General features: G+C 55.8%; 28 protein-coding genes. 9 read left to right on the top strand and 19 right to left on the bottom strand.

What is annotated here, in order from left to right; translation table 11 throughout:
- Nucleotides 1-30 precede the first annotated feature (30 nt).
- The 7 genes from FEE96_RS02090 to clpS all read right to left on the bottom strand — a co-directional run bounded on the left by FEE96_RS02090 (nucleotide 31) and on the right by clpS (nucleotide 7077).
- Entirely contained in the window at nucleotides 31-1419 is a 1389-nt protein-coding gene (locus tag FEE96_RS02090) for a tyrosine phenol-lyase (RefSeq protein ID WP_138161333.1), read from the bottom strand.
- A 262-nt stretch (nucleotides 1420-1681) separates the two neighbouring features.
- On the bottom strand, nucleotides 1682-2494 hold the full coding sequence (locus FEE96_RS02085) for a glycoside hydrolase family 25 protein (RefSeq protein WP_138161332.1): 813 nt from the start codon (nucleotides 2492-2494) through the stop codon (nucleotides 1682-1684).
- 129 nt (nucleotides 2495-2623) lie between these two features.
- Entirely contained in the window at nucleotides 2624-3910 is a 1287-nt protein-coding gene (locus tag FEE96_RS02080) for a TAXI family TRAP transporter solute-binding subunit (RefSeq protein ID WP_138161331.1), read from the bottom strand.
- A 10-nt stretch (nucleotides 3911-3920) separates the two neighbouring features.
- Nucleotides 3921-4814, bottom strand: a complete 894-nt coding sequence (hemF, locus tag FEE96_RS02075; RefSeq protein ID WP_138161330.1) for an oxygen-dependent coproporphyrinogen oxidase — start codon at nucleotides 4812-4814, stop codon at nucleotides 3921-3923.
- 41 nt (nucleotides 4815-4855) lie between these two features.
- A complete protein-coding gene (locus FEE96_RS02070) occupies nucleotides 4856-5659 on the bottom strand; it encodes an SDR family NAD(P)-dependent oxidoreductase (protein ID WP_138161329.1) in 804 nt (267 codons plus the stop codon).
- A 68-nt stretch (nucleotides 5660-5727) separates the two neighbouring features.
- Entirely contained in the window at nucleotides 5728-6723 is a 996-nt protein-coding gene (locus tag FEE96_RS02065; RefSeq protein ID WP_138161328.1) for a class I SAM-dependent methyltransferase, read from the bottom strand.
- Nucleotides 6724-6735: 12 nt separating this feature from the next.
- Nucleotides 6736-7077: an ATP-dependent Clp protease adapter ClpS gene (gene clpS, locus FEE96_RS02060; RefSeq protein WP_138161327.1), complete on the bottom strand. Its 342-nt coding sequence runs from the start codon at nucleotides 7075-7077 to the stop codon at nucleotides 6736-6738.
- Nucleotides 7078-7166: 89 nt separating this feature from the next.
- On the opposite strand from clpS, the gene FEE96_RS02055 reads away from it, so the two are divergent.
- The 4 genes from FEE96_RS02055 (at nucleotide 7167) to FEE96_RS02040 (ending at nucleotide 10737) form a co-directional block, all read left to right on the top strand.
- Nucleotides 7167-7880, top strand: coding sequence for an HAD family hydrolase (locus tag FEE96_RS02055; protein ID WP_138161326.1), 714 nt, complete (start codon nucleotides 7167-7169; stop codon nucleotides 7878-7880).
- A gap of 88 nt (nucleotides 7881-7968) precedes the next feature.
- A complete protein-coding gene (locus FEE96_RS02050; protein WP_138161325.1) occupies nucleotides 7969-8295 on the top strand; it encodes a hypothetical protein in 327 nt (108 codons plus the stop codon).
- A gap of 247 nt (nucleotides 8296-8542) precedes the next feature.
- Nucleotides 8543-10120, top strand: coding sequence for a D-alanyl-D-alanine carboxypeptidase family protein (locus FEE96_RS02045; protein ID WP_138161324.1), 1578 nt, complete (start codon nucleotides 8543-8545; stop codon nucleotides 10118-10120).
- 80 nt (nucleotides 10121-10200) lie between these two features.
- The gene (locus FEE96_RS02040) at nucleotides 10201-10737 is read left to right on the top strand and encodes an REP-associated tyrosine transposase (RefSeq protein WP_212744724.1); all 537 of its coding nucleotides are present in this window, start codon (nucleotides 10201-10203) and stop codon (nucleotides 10735-10737) included.
- On the opposite strand, the gene ccoS is transcribed toward FEE96_RS02040, so the two are convergent.
- The 5 genes from ccoS to FEE96_RS02015 all read right to left on the bottom strand — a co-directional run bounded on the left by ccoS (nucleotide 10703) and on the right by FEE96_RS02015 (nucleotide 15935).
- Nucleotides 10703-10861 carry a cbb3-type cytochrome oxidase assembly protein CcoS gene (gene ccoS / locus FEE96_RS02035; protein WP_138161323.1) on the bottom strand — a complete coding sequence of 53 codons (159 nt, stop codon included), beginning with the start codon at nucleotides 10859-10861 and terminating at the stop codon, nucleotides 10703-10705. The genes FEE96_RS02040 and ccoS overlap by 35 nt on opposite strands.
- Before the next feature lie 4 nt (nucleotides 10862-10865).
- Nucleotides 10866-13043 (bottom strand): heavy metal translocating P-type ATPase, encoded by a 2178-nt coding sequence (locus FEE96_RS02030; RefSeq protein ID WP_138161322.1) that lies wholly within the window; start codon nucleotides 13041-13043, stop codon nucleotides 10866-10868.
- Between the two features lie 6 nt (nucleotides 13044-13049).
- Nucleotides 13050-13520: a FixH family protein gene (locus tag FEE96_RS02025; protein ID WP_138161321.1), complete on the bottom strand. Its 471-nt coding sequence runs from the start codon at nucleotides 13518-13520 to the stop codon at nucleotides 13050-13052.
- 3 nt (nucleotides 13521-13523) lie between these two features.
- The gene (gene ccoG / locus FEE96_RS02020; RefSeq protein WP_138161320.1) at nucleotides 13524-14960 is read right to left on the bottom strand and encodes a cytochrome c oxidase accessory protein CcoG; all 1437 of its coding nucleotides are present in this window, start codon (nucleotides 14958-14960) and stop codon (nucleotides 13524-13526) included.
- Between the two features lie 96 nt (nucleotides 14961-15056).
- Complete coding sequence (locus FEE96_RS02015) at nucleotides 15057-15935, bottom strand: LysR family transcriptional regulator (RefSeq protein WP_138161319.1); 879 nt, start codon at nucleotides 15933-15935, stop codon at nucleotides 15057-15059.
- A 99-nt stretch (nucleotides 15936-16034) separates the two neighbouring features.
- Here FEE96_RS02015 and FEE96_RS02010 point away from each other — a divergent pair, with 99 nt between their 5' ends.
- On the top strand, nucleotides 16035-16256 hold the full coding sequence (locus FEE96_RS02010) for a hypothetical protein (RefSeq protein ID WP_138161318.1): 222 nt from the start codon (nucleotides 16035-16037) through the stop codon (nucleotides 16254-16256).
- A 262-nt stretch (nucleotides 16257-16518) separates the two neighbouring features.
- On the top strand, nucleotides 16519-17193 hold the full coding sequence (locus FEE96_RS02005; protein ID WP_246079242.1) for a DUF2270 domain-containing protein: 675 nt from the start codon (nucleotides 16519-16521) through the stop codon (nucleotides 17191-17193).
- Nucleotides 17194-17204: 11 nt separating this feature from the next.
- On the opposite strand, the gene FEE96_RS02000 is transcribed toward FEE96_RS02005, so the two are convergent.
- The 5 genes from FEE96_RS02000 to ccoN form a co-directional block, all read right to left on the bottom strand.
- Nucleotides 17205-18107: a LysR family transcriptional regulator gene (locus tag FEE96_RS02000; protein ID WP_138161317.1), complete on the bottom strand. Its 903-nt coding sequence runs from the start codon at nucleotides 18105-18107 to the stop codon at nucleotides 17205-17207.
- A gap of 249 nt (nucleotides 18108-18356) precedes the next feature.
- Nucleotides 18357-19226: a cytochrome-c oxidase, cbb3-type subunit III gene (ccoP, locus tag FEE96_RS01995; protein ID WP_138161316.1), complete on the bottom strand. Its 870-nt coding sequence runs from the start codon at nucleotides 19224-19226 to the stop codon at nucleotides 18357-18359.
- Nucleotides 19223-19435, bottom strand: a complete 213-nt coding sequence (locus FEE96_RS01990; protein WP_138161315.1) for a cbb3-type cytochrome c oxidase subunit 3 — start codon at nucleotides 19433-19435, stop codon at nucleotides 19223-19225. The genes ccoP and FEE96_RS01990 overlap by 4 nt, the downstream gene beginning before the upstream one ends.
- A gap of 11 nt (nucleotides 19436-19446) precedes the next feature.
- Complete coding sequence (gene ccoO / locus FEE96_RS01985) at nucleotides 19447-20175, bottom strand: cytochrome-c oxidase, cbb3-type subunit II (RefSeq protein WP_138161314.1); 729 nt, start codon at nucleotides 20173-20175, stop codon at nucleotides 19447-19449.
- A gap of 14 nt (nucleotides 20176-20189) precedes the next feature.
- Entirely contained in the window at nucleotides 20190-21800 is a 1611-nt protein-coding gene (gene ccoN, locus FEE96_RS01980; protein ID WP_138161313.1) for a cytochrome-c oxidase, cbb3-type subunit I, read from the bottom strand.
- A 195-nt stretch (nucleotides 21801-21995) separates the two neighbouring features.
- On the opposite strand from ccoN, the gene FEE96_RS01975 reads away from it, so the two are divergent.
- Entirely contained in the window at nucleotides 21996-22835 is an 840-nt protein-coding gene (locus FEE96_RS01975) for a universal stress protein (RefSeq protein ID WP_138161312.1), read from the top strand.
- Between the two features lie 63 nt (nucleotides 22836-22898).
- Here the strand turns inward: FEE96_RS01975 and FEE96_RS01970 are convergent, their stop codons facing one another.
- Entirely contained in the window at nucleotides 22899-23774 is an 876-nt protein-coding gene (locus FEE96_RS01970; protein ID WP_138161311.1) for a LysR family transcriptional regulator, read from the bottom strand.
- 122 nt (nucleotides 23775-23896) lie between these two features.
- Here FEE96_RS01970 and FEE96_RS01965 point away from each other — a divergent pair, with 122 nt between their 5' ends.
- Nucleotides 23897-24505 carry a cytochrome P460 family protein gene (locus FEE96_RS01965; protein ID WP_138161310.1) on the top strand — a complete coding sequence of 203 codons (609 nt, stop codon included), beginning with the start codon at nucleotides 23897-23899 and terminating at the stop codon, nucleotides 24503-24505.
- Nucleotides 24502-25056 (top strand): cytochrome P460 family protein, encoded by a 555-nt coding sequence (locus tag FEE96_RS01960; protein WP_138161309.1) that lies wholly within the window; start codon nucleotides 24502-24504, stop codon nucleotides 25054-25056. The genes FEE96_RS01965 and FEE96_RS01960 overlap by 4 nt, the downstream gene beginning before the upstream one ends.
- Before the next feature lie 53 nt (nucleotides 25057-25109).
- Here the strand turns inward: FEE96_RS01960 and FEE96_RS01955 are convergent, their stop codons facing one another.
- Complete coding sequence (locus FEE96_RS01955) at nucleotides 25110-26432, bottom strand: serine hydroxymethyltransferase (protein ID WP_138161308.1); 1323 nt, start codon at nucleotides 26430-26432, stop codon at nucleotides 25110-25112.
- Between the last annotated feature and the right edge of the window lie 59 nt (nucleotides 26433-26491).

Below are 26491 nucleotides of genomic sequence, written 5' to 3'. Positions count from 1 at the left end.
AGCGACGACGACGCTCCCTTTTTTGTTCCTCTACCCTTCGACTGGCTCAAACTTACCACGGAAGAAGCGCAGGTATTCAGGTTCATAGGTGAACTTCAGGCCTTTGATCTCGCTCGCCTGCTTCATCACACGCTCGACGCTTTCGGCAACAACATCCATATGGGCCTGCGTGTAGACCCGTCTTGGCAGGGTCAGACGGACCAGCTCCAGTTTAGGCATGAAGTTTTCACCGGTTTCCTTGCTACGCCCAGCTGACACAGCACCGCGCTCCATCACCCTGACACCCGCATCAACATACAGGGCTGCGGCCAGGGCCTGAGCCGGGAACTGATCTTGTGGGATATGCGGCAGGATTGCCCGCGCATCCAGGAACACCGCATGGCCGCCAATGGGGTTCACAATCGGCACTCCCATCATCTTGAGCTTGTTGCCCAGGTATTCAACCTGACCAACCCGCGCCGAGATGTGATCATCCTGTACGCTTTCGGTGATGCCGATCGCCAGCGCCTCCATATCGCGGCCAGCCATGCCGCCGTAGGTGTGCAGCCCCTCATAGACCACAACAAGGTTACAGGCCTTCTCGTAGATGCTGTCATCGTTCATCGCCAAGAAACCACCGATGTTAACCAGTGCGTCTTTCTTGGACGACATGGTCGCCGCATCGGTCAGATCACAGAGCTCATAGACAATTTCGCGGATCGATTTTTCGCGGTACCCATCTTCGCGCTGCTGAATGAAAAAGGCGTTTTCAGCGACGCGGGTCATATCGTGCACCAACAGAACATTGTTCGCATCACACCAGGCGCGGACCTCTTTCAGGTTGGCCATAGAAATAGGTTGGCCACCGGCCATGTTCACACAGGTGGCAATACAGACATAAGGGATCTTATCTGCGCCAACCTCTTTGGCCAGCGCCTCTAGCTTGGCGATATCTACGTTCCCCTTGAACGGGTAGTCAGACGCTGGATCATGGGCCTCATCCACGATCACATCGACAAAGGTTGCTCCAGCCAGTTCCTGATGCAGGCGTGTCGTGGTGAAGTACATATTGCCCGGCACATAGTTTCCGTCCGCGATCAGGATCTGTGACAGAATGTTTTCTGCCCCACGGCCCTGATGGGTTGGTACTGTGTATTTGTAGGAATAGTATTCCTCGACGGCATCGCGCATTTTGTAGAAGTTGGCACTGCCGGCATAGGCCTCGTCCCCTGCCATCATACCAGCCCATTGACGGTCCGACATCGCGCCGCAACCGGAATCGGTCAACAGGTCGATATAGACATCTTCGGATGGCAGCAGAAAGGTATTGTAACCGGCCTCGACAATCGCCGCTTGGCGTTCAGCTTCGGTGGTCATTTTCAGGGGCTCGACCATTTTGATCTTGTAAGGTTCGGCCCAGCTGCGGTTTTGCAAAGTCATTTTATGGCTCCAGTTTCAACGTCACATGAGTGGGTATCGTGGAGCCTTGAGAGGTGCGCCACGGAATACCCGTGGCATTTCATCCCTCCGGCGCATGGTGCGCTTGAGTGGCCAAGTAAGACGCTAGCGGCGGAATTTCTAACGCACAAGCGCCTGTAAACACGGCCGGACGAAATGTCGCAATCATCCGCACCGGCTACATAACATGTTATTTTAAAACATCATTTCCTCTCGGATCTACGAACTGATCCGCAAATCAAACTTATTGAAGTGATTGACCACTCCACTGCAGCCAGCTTTCCGGACTGCCTCTAAACACATTCACATCCACATCGCCTTCAACACCTGGCACCCTGCCAGTGCCGCTGTATTGCCAAAAATTCCAAGAGGCTCCGGGGTAGACCTGGGCTGGATGACCGGCAACGGAGCGCAACCAAAACTCTGTTCCCGACAACCGGCCGATCCCGGTATCCTGATAGAAATCCACGGTGGTATAGATAACCGGGCGACGCCCATAGTGGGCCTCCAACATGCTCAGAAACAGCGTCGCCTCGCGCCGGATATGCGCACCGTCCGGGCGTTTGGTGCAGGTTGGTGAATGCGGAGTCCATTCCATATCCAGCACATGCGGCAGCGCGTTTGCTTCGCGCGGCACATGTTTGATAAACCAGCGCGCCTGCTGTGCGGCAGGACGGCAAAAGTAGAAATAGTGATAGGCCCCACGGGGCACCCCAGCTTGGCGCGAAGCGCGCCAGTAGCTATCGAACTTTGGATCTGCCACATCACCGCCTTCGGTCGCCTTGATGTAGGCAAAGGACACCCCGGCCGACCTGGCCTGCCGCCAGTTGATGTCACCCTGCCAACGCGATACGTCGATACCATGGATTGGATAGGATGTTGGCTTGCGCCGTTCCCAGTCATAGGGATCGCTGTCTCCGAACTGGGGATAGGTCACCAATTGAGCGACAGCCGTACCTGTCGAGGCAGGCCCAGCCTGCACCAGTTCAGGTTCAACCCTGCGACCACAGCTGACCAGAATTGACACGGCTATAATCAGAAAAATAACTTTGCGCATAAACCCTGCCTTACCAAAGCAACACCAAAACGGAGCACTAGGTTCAGCATAGCCCGGACTGGGGGATTGCTTAGTTTTTTGATGACGATCGGCGGGGTTTCGCTCTCAATCAGTATGTTAGCGCCCTGCCTAAAAGGCCACCGCCTCTTGCTGAGCAGAAATGCGTTTGCGTACCAATTCTATATGGATGCGAGCATTGTAGGCCGTTTGCCGATACAGCGGCGGCAGACGGACCTGTGCAAGCCTTTCATCCAGTTCAACCAAACGCTGGTCCATCTCTACCAACAAGGACAAATCCGGAGCCTGAGCCAGGTCATCCTCGATCTGTTTGATTTCTGGGTAGTGTTGCAGCACCCGCCAACGCATTAAAAACGCATAGAGCGAAGGCACGGCCCGCAGCATTGGAAGCAACAGGAACAAAATGGGCAGCATGAGCAGGAACAACCGATTGACCTGCGCCGCCATCCAGTAGGGCAGCCAGTCATGCCAAGTCGATGGGCCGTTCAAGATCAATTGGCGCGCAGCGTTGTTCACGGACAGGCCTGTCCCTTCGACTGAGGGAAACTGACCTTGGTCCGTGATAATGTCCCGAGCGCTGTGCAACTCGATAGCCGCCATGGTCAATCGATTGACCAAGGCCGGGTGCAGGCTATCGCTGATCGCCAAGCGGGCCTCAAGCGCCAGTAACTGGCGCGGCACGGGGGGGACCACAGGCTTTAGGGAAATCGCGCCCGTCGGCACTGTCACTGTATTTGCATAATTCAGGCGTCGAGATATTGCCTCGCTATAGTCCAGCGGCAACAAACGTATCCTGTGATCTGCATAGGCTGCCACCAGATATGGGGCGTCAATTGGTGCGACAAAAACAGCGACATCAATGGTGCCCTCTATCAGCGCCGAAACGGCATCACTGTAGCCCATATCAAAATGCTGGTTCAATGCCGGGCGCAAACCAACCGCTGCTTGAAAGTCATCAAAGGCAGCCGCAGTGCCAGATCCAAGCCGCCCACTGCTGATGCGCAGATCTGACCACAATGCTGGATTGGCCGGAACTTCGATGTCCTGCCGGGTCAGGAACACCATCGGTTCAAAGAAAATAGCTCCGATGGCCTCGGTGCTTTGCCCTTGTACCCCAATACCACCCTGAAGAAATGCTGCATCGACCTGCGTGGCTTCGATCAGGCCCGCATTCTCGGCGGACCCGGCGGTGTCGACAACAACAAGATCAATCCCATCACGGGCCAAAATGGCACGGTAGCGCCCTGCTAATTGGTGATAGGCCCCTCCAGAGGGGCCTGCTGCCAAAGTCAGAGCCATCGGCGGATGTAGGCGAAACAGCATCACAACAGATCCGGTTAGGATAGCCGCTACCCCAAAGAGGGCCCAAAACCGGGTGTTGTTCAGCCGCTTCAGCATCTGATGCTTCTTAAATCCACTTGGCCAGAGGTGGCAGGCTCATCAACACGGCATTGGCATCATGGCCTGTTTCAAGGCCGAACTTAGTCCCCCGGTCATAGACCAGATTATATTCAGCGTAGAGCCCACGATGCACCAACTGGGCCTCTTTGTCGGCGTCTGACCAATCCTGCACCCGGCGCTTTTCCACCAAGGGCACAAAAGCGGGTAGAAATGCACGGCCGATGTCTTGTGTCAGGGCAAAATCCCTCTCCCACTCACCGCTGTTACGGTCATCCATAAAGATGCCGCCAACTCCACGGGCACGATTGCGATGCGGTATATAGAAATACTCATCCGCCCAAGCCTTTAGCTTAGGGTAGAGAAGACCGCCATGCGGATCTAAATGCTTCTTTTGCTGGCCGTGGAAGTGCGCGGTGTCTTCATCATATTCGATGCAGGGGTTCAGGTCCGACCCACCACCAAACCACCAAGCATGCGGTGTCCAGAACATCCGGGTGTTCATGTGCACGGCTGGCGCATGCGGGTTCTGCATATGCGCCACCAAAGAAATACCCGAGGCCCAGAACCGTGGGTCGTCTTTCATTCCCGGAATGCCCTTGCGGGCTGCCATTGCATTTTGCGCCCGTTCGCCCAATGTACCGTAAACTTCGGATACATTGACGCCGACCTTTTCGAACACCCGACCGCCCCGCATCACGCTCATCAGCCCTCCGCCAGCGTCTGACCCGTCATCCGAGTTACGTGTGGTTTCAGATACCTCAAACCGGCCCGGCGTCTGATCGGACAAAGGCCCGTCAGCATGGCTGTCTTCCAGCCCCTCAAACGCCGCTACGATTTGATCGCGCAATGTACGGAACCACGCGGCAGCCTGGGCTTTTTCGGTCTTCATTTCGCTACTCATAGAAAGTTCTTTCAATTAAACTGCCAGTTGAACTTACCCGGCTAGTGCACAGGTGCATCCACTGGATCCAGCAGAGTGCGACCACCATCAAGCGTCACAATTTGCCCCGTCATAAAACTTGAGGCCTCAGACGCCAAAAACTGGGCCGTTTCGGTCAGTTCGGTTGGCGAAGCGATACGCCCCAACGGTGTGTGGTCTTCGATATCTTCACGATAGGAACGGTTGTCACGCAGGACGGCCTTCAGCGAGGCACTCATCACCGAACCAAAGGCGATGCTGTTGACCCGGATCCGATGTGGCGCCATCGCCACCGACAGGGATCGTGTCATCTGGTCCATCGCAGCCGAGGACACGGAATAGGCCATCAGTTCCGGGTGGGTCCGGCGGGCTGCAATCGATGACAGGTTGACGATAGACCCAAGCGGGCCCTGCGACTCGCGACCTTCCCCCTGCTTAATCATCCGTTTCGCCACCTGCTGCGACAGCCGCAGGGTTGGCAGCAAGTTCTCATTCAACAACATATGTGTCGAATCATCTTCTGGATCCAGCGGATCGCTGGTCACCACCTGACGGGCCCCATTGACCAGAATATCGATCTGGTCAAAGGCATCAATGGTGGCCGACAACAGATTGGCAATGGTCAATCGCTCTCGCAGATCGCCGGCAAAATAACGTGTGCTGCTGTCTTCGGGCTGGCTGCCCAATTCGCGGATCAGACCTGCCTCATCCGCATCGGCAAACATTACGTTCGCTCCGGCAGCTGCAAACTGTTTACCGATGGCCAAACCAATACCATTGGCAGCGCCGGTCACGATGGCTGTTTTGCCGGAAATGGAAAAAGACATATACAGCCTCCGTCAGGATCATTCAGGCGGCAGGTTAGACCGCATTTGTCAGCTTGGAAACCGCCGCGCTACCGGCGTTGACGTTTTGGCCGAAAGGCATGCAACACCTTGAAACGGTTATCCCCCGCAATTTCCGAGACCTGCACAAATAGCTCCCCAAGGATAGTCTCGTAAGGCAGGTGCCGGTTTGCCACCAGCCACAGGCTCCCCGAGGGCGACAACACCCGCGCAGCGGTGGCAATGAAAGCCTGCCCAAGTGAGGGCTCGGCGCTGCGGCCAGTATGAAATGGCGGGTTCATGATCACGCCATCCAACAGATGCGGTGGCTTCCACTGACGCGCGTCGGCCCAATGAAATTCAGCGCGCGGGTCGCTGACGTTACGCTGGGCACAGGCCAGTGATGTGTGGTCCGCCTCTATCAAATGCAGTTTTTCGATGACATCATCACGTTGCAGCAGTTGCGCTGAGAGATATCCCCAGCCAGCACCAAGATCCGCCAGATTGCGGCCAAGCTTTGTCGGCAGCGCTTCGGCCAGCAAACGAGAGGCGGGATCAATACCATCCGCCGAAAACACACCCGGAGCGGTGGCATAGCCATCGACGCTGGCAAATTCATCAACGCGCCAATCGGCAAAAACCTGCCCATCAGCCTCGACCCAGAACACTTTGCCATGTGCCTTTGAGATCGGAGAAGACGGTTCGGTCAGCTTGCGCGCTGCTTTGAGCACCGAATCTATGCCATCAGTTTTGGCTCCATCGATCAATACCGGACCAGAACTTAAGGCCACGGCCTGCGCAATCAAATGGCGTGCCAGTGCCTTAGCCCGAGGCAAGAATACGATCGCAGCTGCGATTTCTGTGTCAGCTTCCAGGGCAGCAACACAGTCGTAACCACGGGCGACAAAAATATCGTGATCCGGGCGCATAGGCTGCACCACCAGAACCTGTTCGCGTGGTAGCACCGACAGGTCGTGTTCATCGCGCGGATGGAACATTGCGATCTTGCCACTTTCTGGCACGGCAAAGCCACCTGACTCGATTGCCAGGGAAAGACGGATGGACATCAGGGGAGCCTCTTATTCTTCTTTTTCCATGGTGCATTGCAGCGGATGCTGCTGCCGGCGCGCAAAATCCATCACTTGACCAACTTTGGTTTCGGCAATTTCATGGCTGTAAACCCCAACCACTGCCAGGCCTTTTTTGTGGACGATCAGCATGATTTCAAACGCCTCGGCATGGGTCATGCCAAAGAAACGCTCCAGGACCATCACCACAAATTCCATCGGCGTATAGTCGTCATTCAGCAACAACACCTTATATCGTGGAGGGCGTTGGGTCTTTGGTTTGGTCTTGGTGAGGACTCCGGTATCTGTAGAGTCATCCGACTGGTCTGACATGATATGGGGCAGCAGTGTCATTAGCGGTTCAATCCGGGTCAGGCATGGGAATTCTTCACTGGCTTATATAGCCTCTATCTCAGCGAGGAAAAGAGAAAGCGAGCAATACAATGGCACGCACTTTAACGACTATCGGGTTTGATGCCGATGATACCCTTTGGCACAACGAGCGTTTTTTCCGGATTACGCAGCAAAGATTTGGCGAATTGCTGGAAGATCACACGCCTTTAGACATGGACCCTGAGCTATTGAGCGAACGGCTTTTGGCTGCCGAAAAACGCAATCTTGGACGCTATGGGTATGGCGTCAAAGGATTCACCCTTTCGATGATCGAAACCGCCATCGAAGTCACTGATGCCCGAGTTCCGGCCAGTGTAATTCACGAATTGATTGAAGCAGGGCAGATGATGCTGTCTTTTCCGATCGAACTTCTCCCCCATGCCCGTGACGCAGTGACCGCCGTGGCGAGCAGTCATCGGGTGATCCTGGTGACCAAAGGTGACCTACTGGACCAGGAACGCAAACTGGCGCAATCGGGCCTGGGTGATCTGTTCTCCGCGGTTGAAATCGTGTCGGAGAAGACACCTGAAGCATACAATGAGATATTTCAGCGCCACGGTGACGGCGCAAGTCGGGCGATGATGGTCGGGAACTCCATGAGATCAGATGTGATGCCTGTGTTGGCGGCGGGGGGTTGGGGCACCTATGTGCCGCATGGTCTGACCTGGGAGATAGAACAGGCATCCGCTCCCGAAGGCGACCCGCGATATCGGGAAATTGTTGATCTATCTGAATTGGCCAATCTAGTAGACCAAATTGGATGAAAGCCTCAGGGACAGATTGACATCAGGTGACCAACCCTTCTTTCTGCGCTTTGGACAGATCATACATCTAAACTAGCCGGAGACCCCAATGCCACACGCCGAAGTTAAATACTCCTCAGATCTCGACATTGATACTCGGGCGATCCTGACCAAGATTGAAGCTGTCATTTTAGAACACGATGATGGCGCCGGCGACTGCAAGGGACGTGGCTACCCCACCAGTGAATACCAGTACACACATATCGATATCTCGGTTTCAGTGTTGTCGAAACCACATCGCGACGCAGCCTTCTCCAACGCACTGCTTGCAGATCTGGAACACAGCATCAAAGCCCTGATCCCAATGGCCTGCGAGTTCTCCCTTGGACTGCACTATATTACCCCGTTTTATGTCACGGGTAGCCACCGCCCCTGAGAATGGGGAGCGTGATTCTTGTGGCACAGAAACACCAGTTGGGCGGTAAAATGCCCAAAACTGCGGTAACACTTATTTAATGCTTCCCCCATGTAGCGGGCACATTGGTTATCACCCACCAGATATTGCCTACTCAAGCATTCTCCGCACCAGCCCCCAAAAAGCATTAGTTTCTTCCGAAGCCCCTTTGTGCTAGCTTTGCGTTAGGTAAAAAAGTCAGCCGGACAACCGGCGGCATGAGGCAGACATGGCAAAATTCGCGCAGGTTCGGTGCATCTTTCCGGCCCGTTTGGGCTTGGGTATTCTGACAGCTTTCTGGCTGTGTATTCTGGTGCCGATGGCAGCCAGTACCGCCCCATATGCGGCATTGGTGATGGACGCACGCACTGGCGAGGTACTACACTCTCGCAACGCTGATACCCGCCTTCACCCTGCATCCCTGACCAAAATGATGACGCTCTATATCGTTTTTGAAGCGGTGCGGAACGGTGAAATATCTTTGGACACCAAGGTCAAGATCAGTCGCAACGCCGCGTCTGAACCCCCTTCAAAACTGGGCTTGCGTACCGGTCAGACAATCGCATTGCGCTATCTCATCCGCGCGGCAGCCGTAAAATCCGCAAATGATGCCGCCACCGCACTGGGCGAAGCCATTTCGGGGTCCGAGGCTGCTTTTGCCCGCCGCATGACCCGCACCGCAAAATCACTGGGTATGACACGTACCACCTTTCGTAATGCCCATGGGTTGACCCAATCCGGGCACATGTCGACCGCCCGTGACATGACAACGCTGGGACGGCATATTCTGTATGACTACCCCGAATACTATAACCTGTTCTCTCGCCGTTCGACTGATGCCGGAGTAAAGCAGGTGAACAATACCAATCGACGCTTACTGGCAGCCTACCGTGGCGCCGATGGCATCAAAACCGGCTATACCAATGCTGCTGGGTTTAACTTGGTCGCCTCCGCCAAGCGCGGCAATGAACGCATCATTGCAACAGTGTTTGGCGGCAAATCCACCGCCTCACGCAATGCCAAAGTCGCCGATCTTCTTGATCTAGGGTTTCGCAGGGCACCGTCGCAGGCACGATTGCGCCGCCCCGGCCTGCCGCAATATGTCGGCAATATCGAAGCCCCCGTCGTCGCCAGTGCAGCCGGTTCTGGCAAGACCGTCAGACCCAACGGGCTAGTCACCACCAGCCTACGCCCCAAAACCCGCCCTGCGGCCGCCAGTGACGAAACCGTTCTACGCCTGGCCGAGGCCGAAATCCCTCCGGAGCCCAGCGCAGATCCTGCAGCTGCAAGTCCGGCTGAAGCAGATCAGAACTTGCTGCGTACAAGCATTCAGGCCGCACTGGCTGAAGCGGAAGAAAACCCGGTAACCGAAGCTTTGGCAGAAGCACTCCAGATCGAAACAGCCACACTGACTGAAACAGACGCAGAACAGGTTGTTGCAGCGGTGGCCGCGGCACCACAGCCTGCGGTTTATACCGGACTGCGACCTACAGCGCGCCCCGCCAACCTAAGGACAACTCCGGTTGCAGCGGCGGATCCAGTTGTTGTGACCCGTCTGTCCACATCAGGAGGACGTCACTGGGGCATTAACGTTGGTCGTTTCAACACGCGGTATCAGGCAGAAAAAGTACTTCTACGAACTGCATTGGCTGAAATGGAGACGCTGGATGGCAGCCTGCGCAAGGTGGCTCAGTCTAATCGTGGGTTTGAAGCAAACTTCCTCGGTATGACGCAGGAAGGCGCAGATCTGGCTTGCCGCCGCCTCAGCGCCCGCAACGTGGCCTGCACTCCCATCGGACCGTCCTGACCACACACAATCGCGGTGCGTGCAAGCACGCACCCTACACAGATTCAGAGGTTGTTAACCATGTTGGCGGATGCTGGGGTATGTCCCGGTATCTGCGCCCTCGCGCGCCCAGCGCCACAATCTATTTCGTAGTTTGCCTGGCGCAGCGCGGTTCAACTCTTTTGATTGACGAAATTGACGCCCTGCGCGCCGCTGTTGGCCTGACCCGTCGCCAGCGCCCTTTCCATGTTGATGCCTGGGTGGTGCTACCTGATCACATGCGATGCATCTGGACATTGCCCGCCGGGGACTGCGATTTCTCGACACGCTGGCGCCAGATCAAAACCCGGTTTTCACGTGCTGTACCGCGCCAGATCACCAGCGCAAGCCAACTGGCGCGACGCGAACGCGGTATCTGGCAACGTCGGTTCTGGGAACATCACATCCGTAACCCGCAGGACTATTGGCAACATATGGACCTTTGCCATACTGCTCCGGTCAAACTTGGTCTCGTCGAGAAGAGTGCCGACTGGCCATATTCATCCTTCGCATCTGACCGTGTAGGGTGTGTGCTTGCACGCACCTGTGATGCCTCAAAAAGGCTCAAGGCTTGGGATGATCATCCCATTCATCACTGAGTATCCTTTGTGAATCACCTTCCGGATCATCATATTGATTACTGCGCACGGTATATAGAAAACCAAGCAACCCCAGCCCCCCCAGAATCAGCGAAATCGGTATCAAATAAAACAAAACTTGCATGTGCTTACCTCAACCGAAGGGCATTCAGGGACACTGTAATTGATGAGGTCGACATCGCCAAGGCGGCGATCAGCGGCGTTGCCAAGCCTGCCACCGCCAGCGGCACTGCAATCACGTTATACAAGGTGGCCAAGCGGAAGTTTTCACGAATGCGCTTGGTGGCACGGTGTGCAACATCACAGGCCTCTGCTATCGGGGTCAGATCCTGGCCCAACAGCACTATGTCCGACGCAACGCGCGCAGCGTCCAATGCCGAGGCAGGTGAGATCGACACATGCGCAGCCGCTAACGCAGCGGTATCGTTCAGACCGTCACCAACCATCAGCACCTTGTGGCCTTGCTCGGACAATACCTTGATCCGCTCGACTTTATCTTCCGGCAGAGCTTCACCAACCCAATTGGTAATCCCCAAACGCGCCGCTAAAATCTGAACAGCCCTTTTAGAATCACCCGACACCAGTTGAACCTGTTTACCAGCGTCCAGCAGAGCCTGTACTGCCGCTTCCGCTCCGGGACGCAACGCATCGGTAAACAGGAAGCCGCGCGGGTTTTCATCACCGATATCCAGCCACGCCGCAGTTACATCGCTCTGCTGCGCCCCAACCCAAGCCGCGCGGCCCAAACGAACGCGAGAGCCACGAAACGAACCTTCAGTGCCATAGCCTGGCACCTCGTGAATATCGCTGACCGCTGCGGCAGTCACACCCGCCTCACCTGCAGCCTGCGCCAGAGACTTTGACAGCGGATGCGCCGATGCTTCGGCCAGAGCCAGCGCAATCTCCAGATCGGCTCGCGTGAAATCTGCCAGATTGGTCAATTGCGGAGTGCCGGCTGTCAGCGTACCGGTTTTATCGAACACCACTGTGTCCACCTGTGCCAAACGTTCCAGTGCAGTGGCATGTTTGATTAGCATTCCCTTGCGAAACAACCGCCCCGAGGCCGCTGTGGTCACCGCAGGCACCGCCAGCCCCAGCGCACAGGGGCAAGTGATGATCAGCACCGCCGCAGCAATGTTCAGCGCCGTGCGCAGATCCCAAGTGTACAGATACCAGCCAGCAAAGCTAAGCGCCGACAGGATATGCACCCCTGGCGCATACAGTTTCGCTGCATTATCAGCCAAAGAGGTATAGCGCGACCGGCCGCTCTCAGCGATCGCCACCAAATCGCCCATCCGGTGGAGTGATGTATCTTCACCCACTGCCGTGACCCGAATGGTCAACGGCCCGGTCAGGTTGACCTCACCTGCCGAAACCCCCTGCCCCTGCTCAGCAAACACCGGCAAGGTTTCCCCGGTCAGCAGCGAACGATCCAGCTCAGATTGTCCCGAAACCACCTCACCATCTACAGGCATACGGCCACCAGGGCGGACCAGGATCAGATCACCAATCGACAGTTCACCAACAGAAACTTCACTTTCAACACCATCACTCAGGCGAATGGCACGGGGAACCTCCAACGCCGCCAGTTCTTCGGCGGCAGATCGCGCCACAGCGCGGGTGCGAAAGTCCAGATAGCGCCCGGCCAGCAAGAAAAAGGTCAGGGTCAGGGCCGCATCGAAATAGGCGTGCTCCCCCGACAGCGTAGTCTCCCACAGCGAAGTGACCAATGCCAACACCAGCGCCAGCACAATTGGCACATCCATATTCAGCCGACGCACCCGCAAGGCACTCCAGGCGCTTTTGAAAAAGGGTTGCGCGGAGAATGCAATGGTCGGCAGGGTGATCGCAGCAGATATCCAATGGAACATGTCACGGGTGGCATCCGTCGCCCCGGCCCAGACAGAGACCGATAGCAACATTACATTCATCGAGGCAAAACCGGCAACGGCCAACCGCATCAGCAAATCACGGCCTGCCTTGTCACCCTGGGTTGCCGTTAACGTGCCGAGATCCAGCTCATGTGCCTCATAGCCCAAATCACCCAACACCGGGATTAGGTCGGCGGCGCGCACGTCAGGCTCAGCTTCAATCATTGCCCGCTTCAAGGTCAGGTTGACCCGCGCCGAAGTTACTCCGGGCGTAGCATTCAAACCCCGTTCCACAGCAGAAATGCAGGCTTGGCAGTGAATACCGGGGAGTGACAGCGCCAGCCGTGACGATGTGGGTGCCTCGTCAACTGCATCTCGCGGAACCGCCAGGCAGCCCGGGCAGGCCGCCGCAGAGGGGCGGATTTGAGCCGTCATCGTGACTTACCCTTTCACATGCAGGACAACCCGCTGGGTAAACTCGGTCCCGTTTTTGGCACGTGCCACCATGCGAATGTTCCAGTTTCCTGCCCCCAGTTGAACCGGAGCCACATAGGCCTTGCCGTCAAATTGGAAGTCCGGGTTCTGATCATCCTTTACATGGGTAGCCCGGCCCAAAGTCGCGCTCAGCTTGACCACCTCAACTGGATTGCCTTGCACATCAGTGATCTCCAGCTTGACCAGATCATCTGTGGCTGAAGCATAGACAGACCAGCCCAGCGCCTGCTGGGCTGTTCGACGGAGATCAAATTCCTGGCTGGCAACATATGAATTACCCACCTCCAGCCCCGGAAAGGTTCTGACCGCGTTCACAGCCAGCGTGATGTTGACCCCGATTATCACTGCAAAAGCACCTCCAAAAACCATCAGAGCATGTTTGCCGGTGAATTCACGTTGAGGTTTAGGCGTCGTCATCACTCAGTTTTCCTTACCGTTAAAGGTGGTATCGCGATAAGCGCGCTCACCATTGGCATTGTCCTCGACCCAAATCCGGAACGGGATCGCATTACTGGTCGATGGCACTGTCCCTTTTGGACTGATCACATAGACGCGTTGCAGATGCGCGGCATTTGCAGGGACCGGGACCGACGCATAAGGCGTGCCTTCCAACTGTACCCGCAAAGTCGCGTCGCCTGTAACGGATAGCTGGAACTGACGCTCTTCACCATGCTTGTTGCGCAGGCGTACATCATAAGTATTCCGGACCGAGCCATCCGACAACACGACATATGTCGGGTTACGCACTGGCGCGACCGTCAGTTCGATGTCTGGACGAATGAACAAGGCAAACACCAATCCAAACCCGACCAGCAACCACATCACGGAATACATGATGGTGCGCGGTCGCAGGATGTGCTTCCAGATATTGCGAGGCTCCTGACCAACCCGACCATCAGTTTCATCGCTGACCGCCATATAGTCGATCAATCCACGTGGCTTGCCGATTTTGGCCATCATGTCGTCACAGGCGTCGATACACAGGGCACAGGTGATACATTCCATCTGCTGACCGTCGCGGATATCGATCCCCACAGGACACACATTGACACAGGCCATGCAGTCAATGCAGTCGCCCTGCGGTTCTGCGGTCTGATCTGTACTTTTGCGCAGCTTGCCACGCGGTTCGCCGCGCCACTCACGATAGCCAACGACCAGTGTGTCCTCGTCCATCATCGCCGCCTGGATGCGCGGCCATGGACAGGCATAAATACAGATTTGTTCGCGGGCGAAGCCACCAAAGAAGAACGTCGTAAGTGTCAAAACCGCCATCGTGGTATATGCGATTGGATGCGCATTGCCGGTCATCAGATCAACCAACAACGTTGGCGCATCTGCAAAATAGAACACCCAAGCCCCGCCGGTGGCCAAACCAATCAACAACCAGCTTATCCATTTGGTTAGTCGCAACCGCACCTTGCGAAAGTCCAGTTTCTTCTGGTGATGCAGGCGCAGGCGGGCATTGCGGTCGCCCTCTATCCAGCGCTCCACCAGTATATAGAGATCGGTCCAAACTGTCTGCGGGCAGGCATAGCCACACCAAACCCGACCCAAAGCCGAGGTGAACAGAAACAATCCCAAACCAGCCATAATCAACAGACCCGCGACGAAATAAAATTCGTGCGGCCAGATTTCGATCCAGAAAAAGTAAAAGCGCCGGTTGGCCAAATCCAGCAGCACCGCTTGATCCGGAAGGCTTGGTCCGCGATCCCAACGGATCCAGGGGGTCAAGTAATAGATCCCCAGCGTCACGGCCATAATAATCCACTTAAGATTGCGGAAAGGGCCCGACACCCGTTTCGGAAAGATTGGCTCCCTAGCTTGATATAGGCTGGGGGCTGGATTGGAATCGCTCACGGAATCACTCCGGTTGTTGGCATGCTGCCAGCCTTGTCCCAGAAGCAGTTCACGTCAACTTTGACGTGGATCAAAAACTGCATCACAAACACATGTTTATGAGCTCATGTTCTTTTGGCGCCGTAACCATTGAACAAAGCTCCGCGCAGAGGGGCGCAACACTCCAGGACGGATCACAATATGATATCCACGTTGGTCCGTTTCACAAAACAGCTCCACCAATCGTCCAGATTTAAGATCATCCTCAACAAAATGCCGCACCGTCACCACCACCCCCTGCCCGGACCTCACCCCATCCAACAACAAATTCCCGGGCACCTGCACCCGGCTGACCCAACCTGAGGGGCTCACCCCATAAGATTCCAGCCAGTTGGTAGATTCAGTCGTGCCCAACTCATCCAACCAAGGGTAATTGACTAAATCTGCAGGCGTTCTGCCTTCCTTGACCGGCACCAACCCAGGCGCGGCAACGATGACCATTGGCGAGGCCAACAACATTTCCACGTCATGACCTGGCCAGCCCCCCTGCCCATACCGAATAGCTATATCAACCCCACCTGGTGTTAGTGCGACCAGCTCTGGTGAGGGATCCAGCATCAAATTAATTTCGGGGTGCAAGGCGCGAAACCCAGGCAGGCGCGGCATCAACCAAGACGCCGCGAACGAAGATGTGCAAGAAATATGCAGTGGCCGGTTGGCGTCAGCCCCCTTTAAGTCCTGAACAGCCGCACCAATTGCACCAAAGCCGAGATCCAGAGCACGGGCCAGCTGTTCGCCCTTTTCGGTCAGGGACAAAGCGCGCCCCGAACGATCTAGCAACCCAACGCCCAGATGGGCCTCCAGTGCTCTAAGGTGCTGACTGATGGCAGCATGGCTTACATTAAGCGCAGCACCGGCAAGTTTAACATTTCCGGCCTCTGAAAAGACTGCAAAAGCCCGCAGCGATGCCATTGGGGGAAGGTCACGCCAGTTCATCTGTAAGCTGTCCTTACATTATGCCATTCATATTGAGTCGCATTTTCCGTTCAAAATATCAACAGTAAGGACAGGATCACCCAAACAGAGGACATCACGATGCTGAATATTTTTGCCAACACATTCCGGATCGCCACTGGCCTGGAGCAGGCTCACACGCAGAGCAGACCCTTTGCAGACGAAAAACCGCAGGAAGCCTGGCTGCCTGAGGGGCACTGGTGGCGGCGCTCCGATCGCAACCTTAGCTCTGCGGAACACCGGTCAAAGGAAACCAAACGGCACGCAACACGCGAAACCAGACCGGATCCGCAGGATGTTTGAGAAAAAAGCGTCGGCCTTCCAGGAAACGCGCGAACAGATCGGAAAGCCGACGCTTAGCCCAAACCACTTGCGAACAAGCGAAATGGGTATTTTTGACACCCCCCAGACCGTCAAGGGGGATGGCCGCCCCAGGGAGTGTCGTTGCAGTTATTAAATCACCAATTTGTCCAGCCTTATTTGATCCGGATCAAACACCGAACAAAGTTTGACCCTTTGCCCCCAGAAACTACCCTTTTACTGAACAGGGGCTGGAGGACGGGGAGTGGAGGAGCAACACATTGAGCGCAAAACCCTGAACCAGGCCGAAATTGGCGCTGTGGCGCACCTCTATCGGGGCGAAGTCTACCGCAGCACCATTTGGCGCACCCGGCTCGACACCACCACCAATTGGGCAGTCGTAACACTGGGCGTGGCGCTGTCGATCACCTTTTCCTCCCCCAATGCATCACCTCTCCCTCTGATCTTGGTCGGTATTCTGATTATTTTCTTCCTGCTGCTCGAAGCCCGGCGCTATCGCTATTTCAACGTTTTCCGCGCCCGCGCACGCTGGTTGGAGCGTCACTTTTACGCTCCGCTGCTGTATGACGGCGATTTGCACATGGAAGAAAACTGGCAGAAGGTATTGGCCGAGGACTACCTGCGGCCAGAATACCACGTCAGCTATATGACTTCGGTAGGGCGACGCATTCGGCACAATTATTTGTGGATTCTGCTCATCCAGTCGCTCGCCTATGCGGGGAAGCTGGTGGTGCACCCGACCCCTATCACCTCACTCCTGCAAGGCGTAGAGCGAGCCGATGTTGGCCCACTGCCGGGTGAACTGGTGATTGGCGTTGGTGTGATCTACGTGGTGACCTGGAGCAGCATCGCCCTATGGAGTGGATGGAGCGACGCGGCCCGCGCTGAAGTCCGCCACTCAAACTCCTACATGGGATAGACAGTAGCGCCCTAGCAAGCGTTCGCATGCTTAGGGACCTCTTGAATCAGGTACTCCACAAAGGCACGCACCTTGGGCTGCACAATACGGTGATAAGGCTGCACCAGATAGATGTCTTGCACCTGTCGCGGCAGCGACGGCATCGCATCCACAACCTCTCCACTCATCAGCGCATCTTGCGACAAGTAGTCAGGCAGGTAAGCAATCCCAAGTCCGGCAATGGCAGCATCCAACTGGCACTGCCCATCATTTATGCACAATCCGCCTTTGGCACGCACCTGCCGCAACTCGCCATTTGATGCTTCCAGTTTCCACACACACCGACTGGAGATATTAGAGGCATGAATAAGGTTGAAGTCCGTCAGTTGATTGATGGTTTTCGGGCCACCTTGCTGTGCCAGATACTCAGGGCTCGCCAGCAGGCGCATCCGGGTTTCGGTCAGTTTTCGCGCCCGCAGACTGCTATCTTCAAGCGGCCCAACCCGAATTGCCAGATCAAACCCTTCGGACACCAGCTCCACCCGGCGTTGGCACAGAACCACATCCAGTGTCACTTGCGGATATAAATTTAGGAAATCCGGAAGCAGTTCCGAAAGATGCTTCACGCCAAAATCCGTCGCACAGGTGACCCGCAACAACCCAGCTGGTTCGCTTTGCATGGCCGAAACCAGCGCATCTGCCTCACCCGCGTCGTTCAGCACGCGGCGGGCGCGATCATAATAGGCCATACCAATGTCGGTTGGCCCGACCCTGCGAGTGGTCCGGTTCAACAACCGTGCACCCAATCTGTTTTCCAGACTGGAAACGTGTTTGGAAATTGCAGATTTGGAGAGGCCCATTTTATGGGCCGCATCCGTGAACCCACCCTGGTCCACTACCTCAGCAAAAGCTTCCATTTCGGTCAGTCTGTCCATTCACAACTCCTGTGCTTGCAGGATGCATTTGTGTCCGGGAGGCAACGATTTCAATCGGAACTAATAAAATTGTTTGACAATTTATGTAGATTTCGAATCGACACATTTGGTGAGGGGTAAACGGCGATCCTCCGCCGATCCAAACGCAAAACGCAGCGCCGGGGCGCTGCGTTTTCCCTGGCTATGATCTACATCAAAGCCCTTTGTTTTATTGACCGAAGCAATCAAGCCAGATCTGGATATCTCACCCTACTCGCCACCACCCAACTGGTGGACATAAGCTGTAACAGCGCGAATCTGCCATTCGGTCAGGCGTGTGTTCCAGGCTGGCATCACACCATAACGTGCGTTGCTCACGGTCTCTGTCAGTGTTTCGTGATCACCGCCATACAACCACAGTGCATCCGCCAGATTTGGCGCCCCCTGATCCCGATCACCAGTGCCGTCTTCAGCATGGCAGGACGAACAGTTGTCTTCAAAAACAACCGCGCCATCGGCCACTTTGGATGCATCCACCGGATCACCGGACAAAGACATGACAAAGTTCACAACCTGATCGATCTCTTCCTTCTCCAGCAGCTCATCCCGGCCAAAGGCGGGCATTGCTGAATAGCGGGTATCGTCATTATCATCGCTACGGATACCATGGGTGACAGTTGTATGGATCGCTTCCATATCGCCCCCCCACAGCCAGCTATCATCCAAGAGGTTCGGGTACCCCTTGGCGCCAGCCGCACCCGAGCCATGACACTGGGCACACCAGGTCATAAACACTGCGTTACCAGCTGATGAAGCATAGGCATTCAGCTCGGCATCACTGGTGATCGCAGTCAACTCAACCGAAGCCAGCTTGGCGTTGATCGCCGCATTGGATTCTTCAACCGCTGCAATCTCAGCCGCCACATTGGCACGCGTCGACCAGCCCAGCACTCCAGAAGTGGCTTGGTTGATCATTGGCCAGGCCGGATAGGCAATCGTATAGCCGATACCCCAGATGATGGTCAGATAGAGGCACCACAACCACCAGCGTGGCATTGGGTTATCGAACTCTTCGATCCCATCCCACACGTGACCGGTGGTATTCGGATCGCCCTCGAACTTTTTAGATTTTTTTGTCATGTCCTCGCCTCCTTGGATGCGGCGGGTGTGTCTACGCCGGACTGGGGCGCAGGTGCGTCAACGTGGCGAAACGGGATATTGGCGACGTCCTGATAGACCTTGGTACTGCCAGGGCGAAACGCCCAGAGGATAACAGTCACAAAGACAACAAACAGGAACAGTAACATCCAGCTATCAGCGAATTCCCGAAGGAGAGTATAGATTTCCATTTTCTCCTCCCCTAGCGGCTTGCAACGGGGGTGAAGGTCGAGAAATCAACCAATGTCCCCAGCATCTGCAAATACGCCACCAGCGCGTCCATTTCGGTCAATTGCGGCTGACCGTCAAAGTTGCGCACACTCACTTTGTCGCCATAGCGTTCAATCAAGCCATCATAGTCACTGTCCGGATCAGCCTGAGCCCTAAAGTCAGCCTGCGCACTGGCGATCATCTCATCTGTGTAAGGAACACCCACCATTGCGTTGGTAGCGATAAGATCAGCGACGTATTTGCCATCAATCACTGTGCGCTCCAAGAAGCCGTATTTTGGCATCACAGACTCCGGCACCACAGACTGCGGGTCACGCAGGTGATCTGCCTGCCACTCATCCGAGTAACGTCCCCCAACCCGAGCCAAGTCCGGTCCGGTCCGTTTTGAACCCCACTGATGCGGGTGGTCATACTTGGACTCTGCGGCCAGTGAGTAGTGACCATAGCGTTCCACTTCGTCGCGCATTGGGCGGATCATCTGGCTGTGGCAGGTGTAACACCCTTCACGGACATAGATATCCCGCCCTGTCAGCTCCAGCGGAGTGTAGGGGCGCATGCCCTCTACATCTTCGATGGTGTTTTCCAGCCAGAACAGTGGTGCAATCTGCACCAGACCGCCGATGGACACGACCAGCAAGCTGCAAACCAGCAGCAGGGTCGCGTTGGTCTCGAGGACCTTGTGTTTGTCGAGAAATGACATTGTTTCAGTCCTCCTTATTCAGCTGGAACCGCGACGGTCAGGCTGGCCTCTTTGGCCGGCGCCCGACGAACGGTCATCCACAGGTTGTAACACATGACCACAGCACCAGAGAGGAACAGAAGCCCGCCCAATCCACGCACGATGTTCATAGGAGTTTTGGCAGCAACGGTGTCAGCGAACGAGTTCACCAGGAAGCCGTTGGCATCTACTTCACGCCACATCAGGCCTTCCATGATACCGGTGACCCACATCGACGCGGCGTACAGAACGATACCGATCGTGGCGAGCCAGAAGTGCCAGGACACCAAGCTAAGGCTATACAGACGCTCACGCTTCCACAGAACCGGAACCAGATAGTACAGCGCGCCAAAGGTGATCATACCGTTCCAACCCAGCGCACCCGAATGCACGTGGCCAATGGTCCAGTCAGTGTAGTGGCTCAGCGCGTTCACAGCGCGGATCGACATCATCGGACCTTCAAAGGTCGACATACCGTAGAAGCCAAGCGAGATCACCATCATCCGGATCACCGGGTCGGTGCGCAGCTTGTCCCATGCACCAGACAGGGTCATCAGACCGTTGATCATACCACCCCAGGACGGCATCCACAGCACAATCGAGAACACCATGCCCAGCGTTGTCGCCCAGTCAGGCAGCGCCGTGTAGTGCAGGTGGTGTGGACCAGCCCAGATATACAGGAAGATCAGCGCCCAGAAGTGGATGATCGACAGTTTGTACGAGAAAACCGGACGTTCGGCCTGTTTCGGAATGAAGTAGTACATCATGCCCAAGAAACCGGCGGTCAGGAAGAAGCCAACAGCGTTGTGGCCATACCACCACTGCACCATGGCATCCTGCACACCCGAGAAGACCTGTACCGACTTGGAACCCCAAATCGAAACCGGGATCGACAGGTTGTTGACCACGTGTAGCATGGCAACAGTGATGATAAAGGCAAGGTAGAACCAGTTGGCCACATAGATGTGCGGCTCTTTGCGCTTAATCAACGTTCCCAGGAATACAGCCAGATAGGCTAACCACACTACGGTCAACCAGATGTCCACGTACCATTCGGGTTCAGCATATTCTTTAGATTGGGTGCCGCCCAGCAGATAGCCGGTCGCCGCCAGAACGATGAACAGCTGATAGCCCCAGAAGACAAACCATGCTGTGTTGCCCCCCCAAAGGCGCGCGGCGCAGGTGCGCTGCACCACATAGAACGACGTGGCGATCAACGCGTTGCCACCAAAGGCAAAGATCACTGCAGAGGTATGCAGCGGGCGCAGGCGCCCAAAGTTTGCATAGCCTTCTGCCCATTCAAAATTCAGCCCGGGAAAGGCCAATTGAAAGGCAATAAAAACACCAGCCAAAAACCCGACAACGCCCCAAAAGGCGGTCGCGATTACGCCTGCGCGCACCACACTGTCAAAATATTCGTTGGCAACCGCCCCAGCCACCACCTGCGGCTCGTCAGTTTGGCGAAGAGTGTGGAGAAACAGCCCGGCAGACACGATCATGATAATGATCGCATGAACCAAATAAGCCATATCTCGCGCATAGTTGGTTGCAAGCATTGCAAATAGCACAACCAAACCAAGCACTATCAGCTTGATATAATTAGACATCTTATGTCCCTTTACCTTGTCCCGCGCGATTCTTGTGCCGCGCCAGACGGTTTTAACTGAGCGCTTGATGCAAAATGAAAGGACCTCGTGCTTTGATCTGCATCAAGACATAATACCTCTAACTATGTGAAGCCTCACACAGAAAGCAATTAGTGCGACCAATTTGAGGTCACACATTCTGCAAGTGAGGTGGAAATGTCCTATAAATCTTTGCTCACCGTTTTGACCGAGGCCAAAACAGCCACTGCGCCTCTGGCTCAGGTCTCTGCTTTGGCCGAACGGTTCAGTGGGCACGCCGAAGCGCTTTGTCTGGGTGTCGACCGAACCCAGACCGGATACTACTATGCCGGAGCCAACGCTCTGGTGTTGCAAGAATCCCTGGCCCGCGCCAAAGAAGAAGCCGCCGCCGTACAAGCCTATGCCAGTGATGTACTGGAAAAGGCCGGCGTGACATGGTCAGCGGAATCCGGCGTCGCACAAATCGCTGACTTAGGTCGGCATGTTGCGCAGCGGGCGCGGTTTTCAGATCTTGTCGTGCTGGGCAAACCCTATGGTCGCGATCGAAATGTCGAAGCCGAACCCATCGTCGAGGCAGCCCTGTTTGAAGGTCATGCACCCGTTTTGGTGGTCCCGGACGAGACCAACGTGGTGACACAGCCCAAAACTGTCACTGTAGCCTGGAATGAAAGTGTTGAGGCACTGACCGCAATTCGCAAAGCCATGCCCTTCCTGACATGTGCAGATCTGGTACGTGTGGTGGTGATTGATCCACCAACACACGGGCCTGAACGCTCCGATCCGGGTGGATTGCTAAGCCAGATGCTGGCGCGACACGGGGTCACTTGCGAAATTGATGTGTTAAGCAAAACCCTAAGCCGGGTCTCCGATGTGCTGAACCGCCACGCCACCGACACCGGATCAGAAATGATTGTGATGGGCGCCTATGGTCACTCTCGCTTTCGCGAAGCAATTCTCGGAGGCGCCACCCGCAACATGCTGGAACAGGCCAAGGTTCCAGTCTTTATGGCCCACTGATATTTGGCGTAGGGTGTGTGCTTGCACGCACCCTTACTTAAAAATTTCCAAACCGGTCAGAGCCTACTGCCAGTCATGCCGTCGGGCTCCGTCCACAAAATCGCGCACAGCTTCAGCATCTTGACGGCCCGTGGCAACCGAGAGCATAACGCTGCGTTTCATATCGCGGCGATTCAACGGCACTGTGGCGATCCCGTCTAACACCACTGAATGCCTCGGCAAGATCGTCACCCCCTGCCCGCCCTGCACCAGGGACTGTATCCAATCCTCGCGTTCGCTGCGCACAGTAACCCTCATCGGAACATTTTCACGGACTGCAGTGGCCAAAAACGTATCTCTGAACTCGCAATGCAACCGATCCAAATAGGGTTGGCGAGACAGGTCCTCCAGTTTCACCGAGGGCCGTGAGGCATAGGGGTGATCCACTGCACATGCCATCACCATGTCTTCTGTGTACAACTCGATATGGCGCAGCCGATCAGAGTCTGTCACCGGCGCCCCGAGAACAGCCAGGTCAACCCGCCCCCCCAAAAGATCCGCCCCAATTCTGGCTGTGGTCACATCATGCAACGAAAGCTCGACGTCAGGATGGTCGGTTAGAAACTTCAGGACAAAAGGCGATAACCGGCTCGGTCCGACGGTGCACATCACTGCAATTTCCAGTGGCTGCACCGCCCCCTTGCTCAATCGGTTTGCCTCCGCCTTGGCAGCAGAAGTCGCGCGCTCAACTTCACGCAGATGCAACGCCATGGCCTGACCCAAATGCGTAAGATGGGTCAAACGCCCTTCCCGCCGGATCAAGCTGCCACCCAATTCCGCTTCTAAGTTGGCGATGGATTTGCTCAACGCTGGCTGTGACACCCCACTCCGCCGCGCCGCCTCCGAAAAGTTCAAGGTCTCAGCCAACACCAGAAAGTGACGAATACGGCGTGTGTCCATGTGGATCTCCCTCCCCCAGTTGCACCATAGATTCACAGATCATTTGGTTATGGAAACCATAACTCAAACTCACCACCGCCCTCCCTATTTTATACGAACATGAATTAGCCAAGGAAATCGCCATGTTCTTCAATACACACCGCGTGCTCGTTTGCGCCCTTGCCCTTGCAACTGTCTCTGCTGGCACCCTGATCGCTCAGGATGATCTGATCAATCGCGCCAGCTTTACCGCTGAAGGTGCCGTGGAGCTGCCGCAGGATATCCGGCGCTGGGTCTATGTGGGTACTCCGCTGACACCCAATGCGCTGAATGGTGGCGAAGCGCCGTTCCCCGAGTTTCACAACGTCTATGTCGAACCCAGCGCCTTTGATCACTGGTCAGCCACCGGCACATGGGCTGACGGCAGCCAAATTGCCAAGGAACTGGTGATGATCCAGACCGATGAAGGCACTGATCCGGAGACCGGGGCCAACGCTCAGGTATCAGGCGTTGGCTATTTTCAGGGTGACTTTGTGGGCATGGAATTGACGGTCAAAGACAGCACCCGCTACACCGACGAGCCGGGCAACTGGGCCTACTTCTCTTTCGGCCACAGCGGCCAACCCTATGCCGCTACGGCCAAGGCCTTTGAAACCGATAGCTGTAATTCCTGCCATGAAGCAAACGCGGCGGATGATTTTGTCTTTACTCAATTCTATCCGGTGCTGCGTGCAGCAAAGCCAACCCAATGAACTGGTTTGGACCTCTGTTCGCCCTCATTAGCCTATCGGCCGGGGCTGCTAGCAGTCAGGATTTTGACGTTGATCCCGCTGGCGCGGTTTCAGCAAGTGGTGACATTCACCTGCCGCAGGTCGAATTCCTCAGGACATGGCCAGTCTTAGGAAGCTGGACCATTCTTGATGGGGAGGAGGCTGGTGGATTTCACACCGTCTATACGCAGCCCGGCGTGATCGAGGCCTATCTTGAAACCGGGTCCTTCCCCGATGGGGCCGTCATCGTGAAAGAACTCCGTTCGGCAGCGACGGGATCCTATACCACCGGCACCGCCGCACATGCCTCTGAACTGGAGGGGTGGTTTGTGATGGTCAAAGATACTCAAGGCCGTTTTACCGGTAATCCAGCTTGGGGAGACGGCTGGGGCTGGGGCCAATTTCAAGCGGGCGATACCCTGACTAGTATTGCGCCAGACTATCAGGAAAGCTGCCTGGGTTGCCATGTTCCAGCACAGGACAGCGACTGGATTTATACGCAGGCTTATCCGGTCTTATCAGAGACCCGGTGAAACCGAACCGTGGGGGCCGCGCAAGTGATTTAAACTGCAGCCCCCACTTTTTGTTATGACCTTACAAAATGCATGCCCTGAAACTCTGCCCTAAACGCTGCAACCTCATTGGCCAGTGTTTCCGGTTCAGACGACCGCAGTGCTTGGGCCACCAAAGACGCCAGTGTTGCAGCATGTTCCGGTGTTACGCCACGACGCACCAATTCCGGCGTACCAATCCTCAGCCCGTTCATATCGCCAGCCACCTCGGTGATTGGCAGGCCAATACCACAGGCCAAGAACCCGGCCTTGCGCAGCTTCTTCGAAGCCGTCTGTCCGCCACCAAATGGCGCAGCCTCTAATGCAAACTGGTGTGACTGCGTTCCCCCGTGAGCTGCCGCAAAGAGTGGTAGGTCCAACGCTGCCATCTCTTGGGCCAGGGCTTGCGACAGATTTATCATCGCCTGAGCGTATCCCTCTCCGTGCTCGATCCAATCCAGCATAGTCAATGCCAGTGCCGCTGATTTCGCCGCATCAAAGTTTGCCGTCATGCCCGGAAATGCAATGGCGTCCAGTTTCCGGGCAATCTCGACGTCATTGCTCACAATCAACCCGCCCGCAGGGCCGCCCAGGCTTTTGTAGGTGCTCATGGTCATCATATGGGCGCCTTGGTCCAGAGGATTGACCCAAGCACCACCAGCGATGATGCCGCATTGATGCGCGGCGTCAAATAGCACCTTAGCGCCCACCTCGTCGGCGATTTGCCGCACCTCAGCGACCGGATGTGGGAACAAGTTCAGGCTGCCGCCAATGGTGATCAACTTGGGGCGCACCCGCAGTGCCAGATCACGAAATGCATTAAGATCAACGGTATAGCCGTCCGCATTCACCGGAGCCGGATGGCTCTGCACCCCGTACAAACCCGCACAGCCATCGCCGTGGTGAGTCACATGCCCGCCAATTGCAGCTGGTGGCGCGATGATGCTGTCACCGGGTTGGGTCATCGCCATAAAGCCATAAAGGTTCGCCAATGCGCCAGATCCCACCCGGATTTCGGCATAGCGCGCGTTGAACACCTGCGCAGCCAATTCCGCTGCGATCACTTCGATTTCTTCAATCGCCTCCAACCCCATCTCGTACTTATCACCGGGATAGCCGAGCGACGGGCGGCTGCCGAGCCCCTGTGCCAGTACCGCTTCGGCTGCTGGATTCATCACATTGGTGGCCGGGTTCAGATTGAAACACTCACGGTCGTGGATTTGAGTGTTGCGGGCGATCAGCGCGCTGACCTTTGCTGCAGTCTGATCCGAAGAAGCGGCCGCAGTGCGCATCGCCAATTCTTGTACTCGGGATTCACACTGGGCGGGCACCCAGTCACGTGGGGCAAGATGTGTCATAGTAGCCTCCAATTTGGCACATAGGTTTATCTAACCCCACTCAACACCCCACGCCCCCT

The organism is Parasedimentitalea maritima (assembly GCF_005771405.1).
GTDB classification, from domain to species: Bacteria; Pseudomonadota; Alphaproteobacteria; order Rhodobacterales; family Rhodobacteraceae; genus Parasedimentitalea; species Parasedimentitalea maritima.
This window is presented reverse-complemented; position numbering and strand designations above follow the sequence as displayed.

What these genes read in the sequence shown, in the direction of transcription:
- FEE96_RS02045 (WP_138161324.1), top strand. Translation starts at nt 8,543, where the DNA reads ATGGCAAAATTCGCGCAGGTTCGGTGCATCTTTCCGGCCCGTTTGGGC.
- FEE96_RS01965 (WP_138161310.1), top strand. Translation starts at nt 23,897, where the DNA reads ATGTTCTTCAATACACACCGCGTGCTCGTTTGCGCCCTTGCCCTTGCA.
- FEE96_RS01955 (WP_138161308.1), bottom strand. Translation starts at nt 26,432, where the DNA reads ATGACACATCTTGCCCCACGTGACTGGGTGCCCGCCCAGTGTGAATCC.
- FEE96_RS02015 (WP_138161319.1), bottom strand. Translation starts at nt 15,935, where the DNA reads ATGAACTGGCGTGACCTTCCCCCAATGGCATCGCTGCGGGCTTTTGCA.
- FEE96_RS02000 (WP_138161317.1), bottom strand. Translation starts at nt 18,107, where the DNA reads ATGGACAGACTGACCGAAATGGAAGCTTTTGCTGAGGTAGTGGACCAG.
- FEE96_RS02070 (WP_138161329.1), bottom strand. Translation starts at nt 5,659, where the DNA reads ATGTCTTTTTCCATTTCCGGCAAAACAGCCATCGTGACCGGCGCTGCC.
- FEE96_RS02030 (WP_138161322.1), bottom strand. Translation starts at nt 13,043, where the DNA reads ATGACGGCTCAAATCCGCCCCTCTGCGGCGGCCTGCCCGGGCTGCCTG.
- hemF (WP_138161330.1), bottom strand. Translation starts at nt 4,814, where the DNA reads ATGAGTAGCGAAATGAAGACCGAAAAAGCCCAGGCTGCCGCGTGGTTC.
- ccoN (WP_138161313.1), bottom strand. Translation starts at nt 21,800, where the DNA reads ATGTCTAATTATATCAAGCTGATAGTGCTTGGTTTGGTTGTGCTATTT.
- FEE96_RS01970 (WP_138161311.1), bottom strand. Translation starts at nt 23,774, where the DNA reads ATGGACACACGCCGTATTCGTCACTTTCTGGTGTTGGCTGAGACCTTG.
- FEE96_RS02040 (WP_212744724.1), top strand. Translation starts at nt 10,201, where the DNA reads ATGTCCCGGTATCTGCGCCCTCGCGCGCCCAGCGCCACAATCTATTTC.
- FEE96_RS02085 (WP_138161332.1), bottom strand. Translation starts at nt 2,494, where the DNA reads ATGCGCAAAGTTATTTTTCTGATTATAGCCGTGTCAATTCTGGTCAGC.
- FEE96_RS02010 (WP_138161318.1), top strand. Translation starts at nt 16,035, where the DNA reads ATGCTGAATATTTTTGCCAACACATTCCGGATCGCCACTGGCCTGGAG.
- FEE96_RS01960 (WP_138161309.1), top strand. Translation starts at nt 24,502, where the DNA reads ATGAACTGGTTTGGACCTCTGTTCGCCCTCATTAGCCTATCGGCCGGG.
- FEE96_RS02055 (WP_138161326.1), top strand. Translation starts at nt 7,167, where the DNA reads ATGGCACGCACTTTAACGACTATCGGGTTTGATGCCGATGATACCCTT.
- FEE96_RS01975 (WP_138161312.1), top strand. Translation starts at nt 21,996, where the DNA reads ATGTCCTATAAATCTTTGCTCACCGTTTTGACCGAGGCCAAAACAGCC.
- FEE96_RS02025 (WP_138161321.1), bottom strand. Translation starts at nt 13,520, where the DNA reads ATGACGACGCCTAAACCTCAACGTGAATTCACCGGCAAACATGCTCTG.
- ccoO (WP_138161314.1), bottom strand. Translation starts at nt 20,175, where the DNA reads ATGTCATTTCTCGACAAACACAAGGTCCTCGAGACCAACGCGACCCTG.
- FEE96_RS02080 (WP_138161331.1), bottom strand. Translation starts at nt 3,910, where the DNA reads ATGCTGAAGCGGCTGAACAACACCCGGTTTTGGGCCCTCTTTGGGGTA.
- clpS (WP_138161327.1), bottom strand. Translation starts at nt 7,077, where the DNA reads ATGACACTGCTGCCCCATATCATGTCAGACCAGTCGGATGACTCTACA.
- FEE96_RS01990 (WP_138161315.1), bottom strand. Translation starts at nt 19,435, where the DNA reads ATGGAAATCTATACTCTCCTTCGGGAATTCGCTGATAGCTGGATGTTA.
- FEE96_RS02050 (WP_138161325.1), top strand. Translation starts at nt 7,969, where the DNA reads ATGCCACACGCCGAAGTTAAATACTCCTCAGATCTCGACATTGATACT.
- FEE96_RS02090 (WP_138161333.1), bottom strand. Translation starts at nt 1,419, where the DNA reads ATGACTTTGCAAAACCGCAGCTGGGCCGAACCTTACAAGATCAAAATG.
- ccoP (WP_138161316.1), bottom strand. Translation starts at nt 19,226, where the DNA reads ATGACAAAAAAATCTAAAAAGTTCGAGGGCGATCCGAATACCACCGGT.
- ccoS (WP_138161323.1), bottom strand. Translation starts at nt 10,861, where the DNA reads ATGCAAGTTTTGTTTTATTTGATACCGATTTCGCTGATTCTGGGGGGG.
- FEE96_RS02065 (WP_138161328.1), bottom strand. Translation starts at nt 6,723, where the DNA reads ATGTCCATCCGTCTTTCCCTGGCAATCGAGTCAGGTGGCTTTGCCGTG.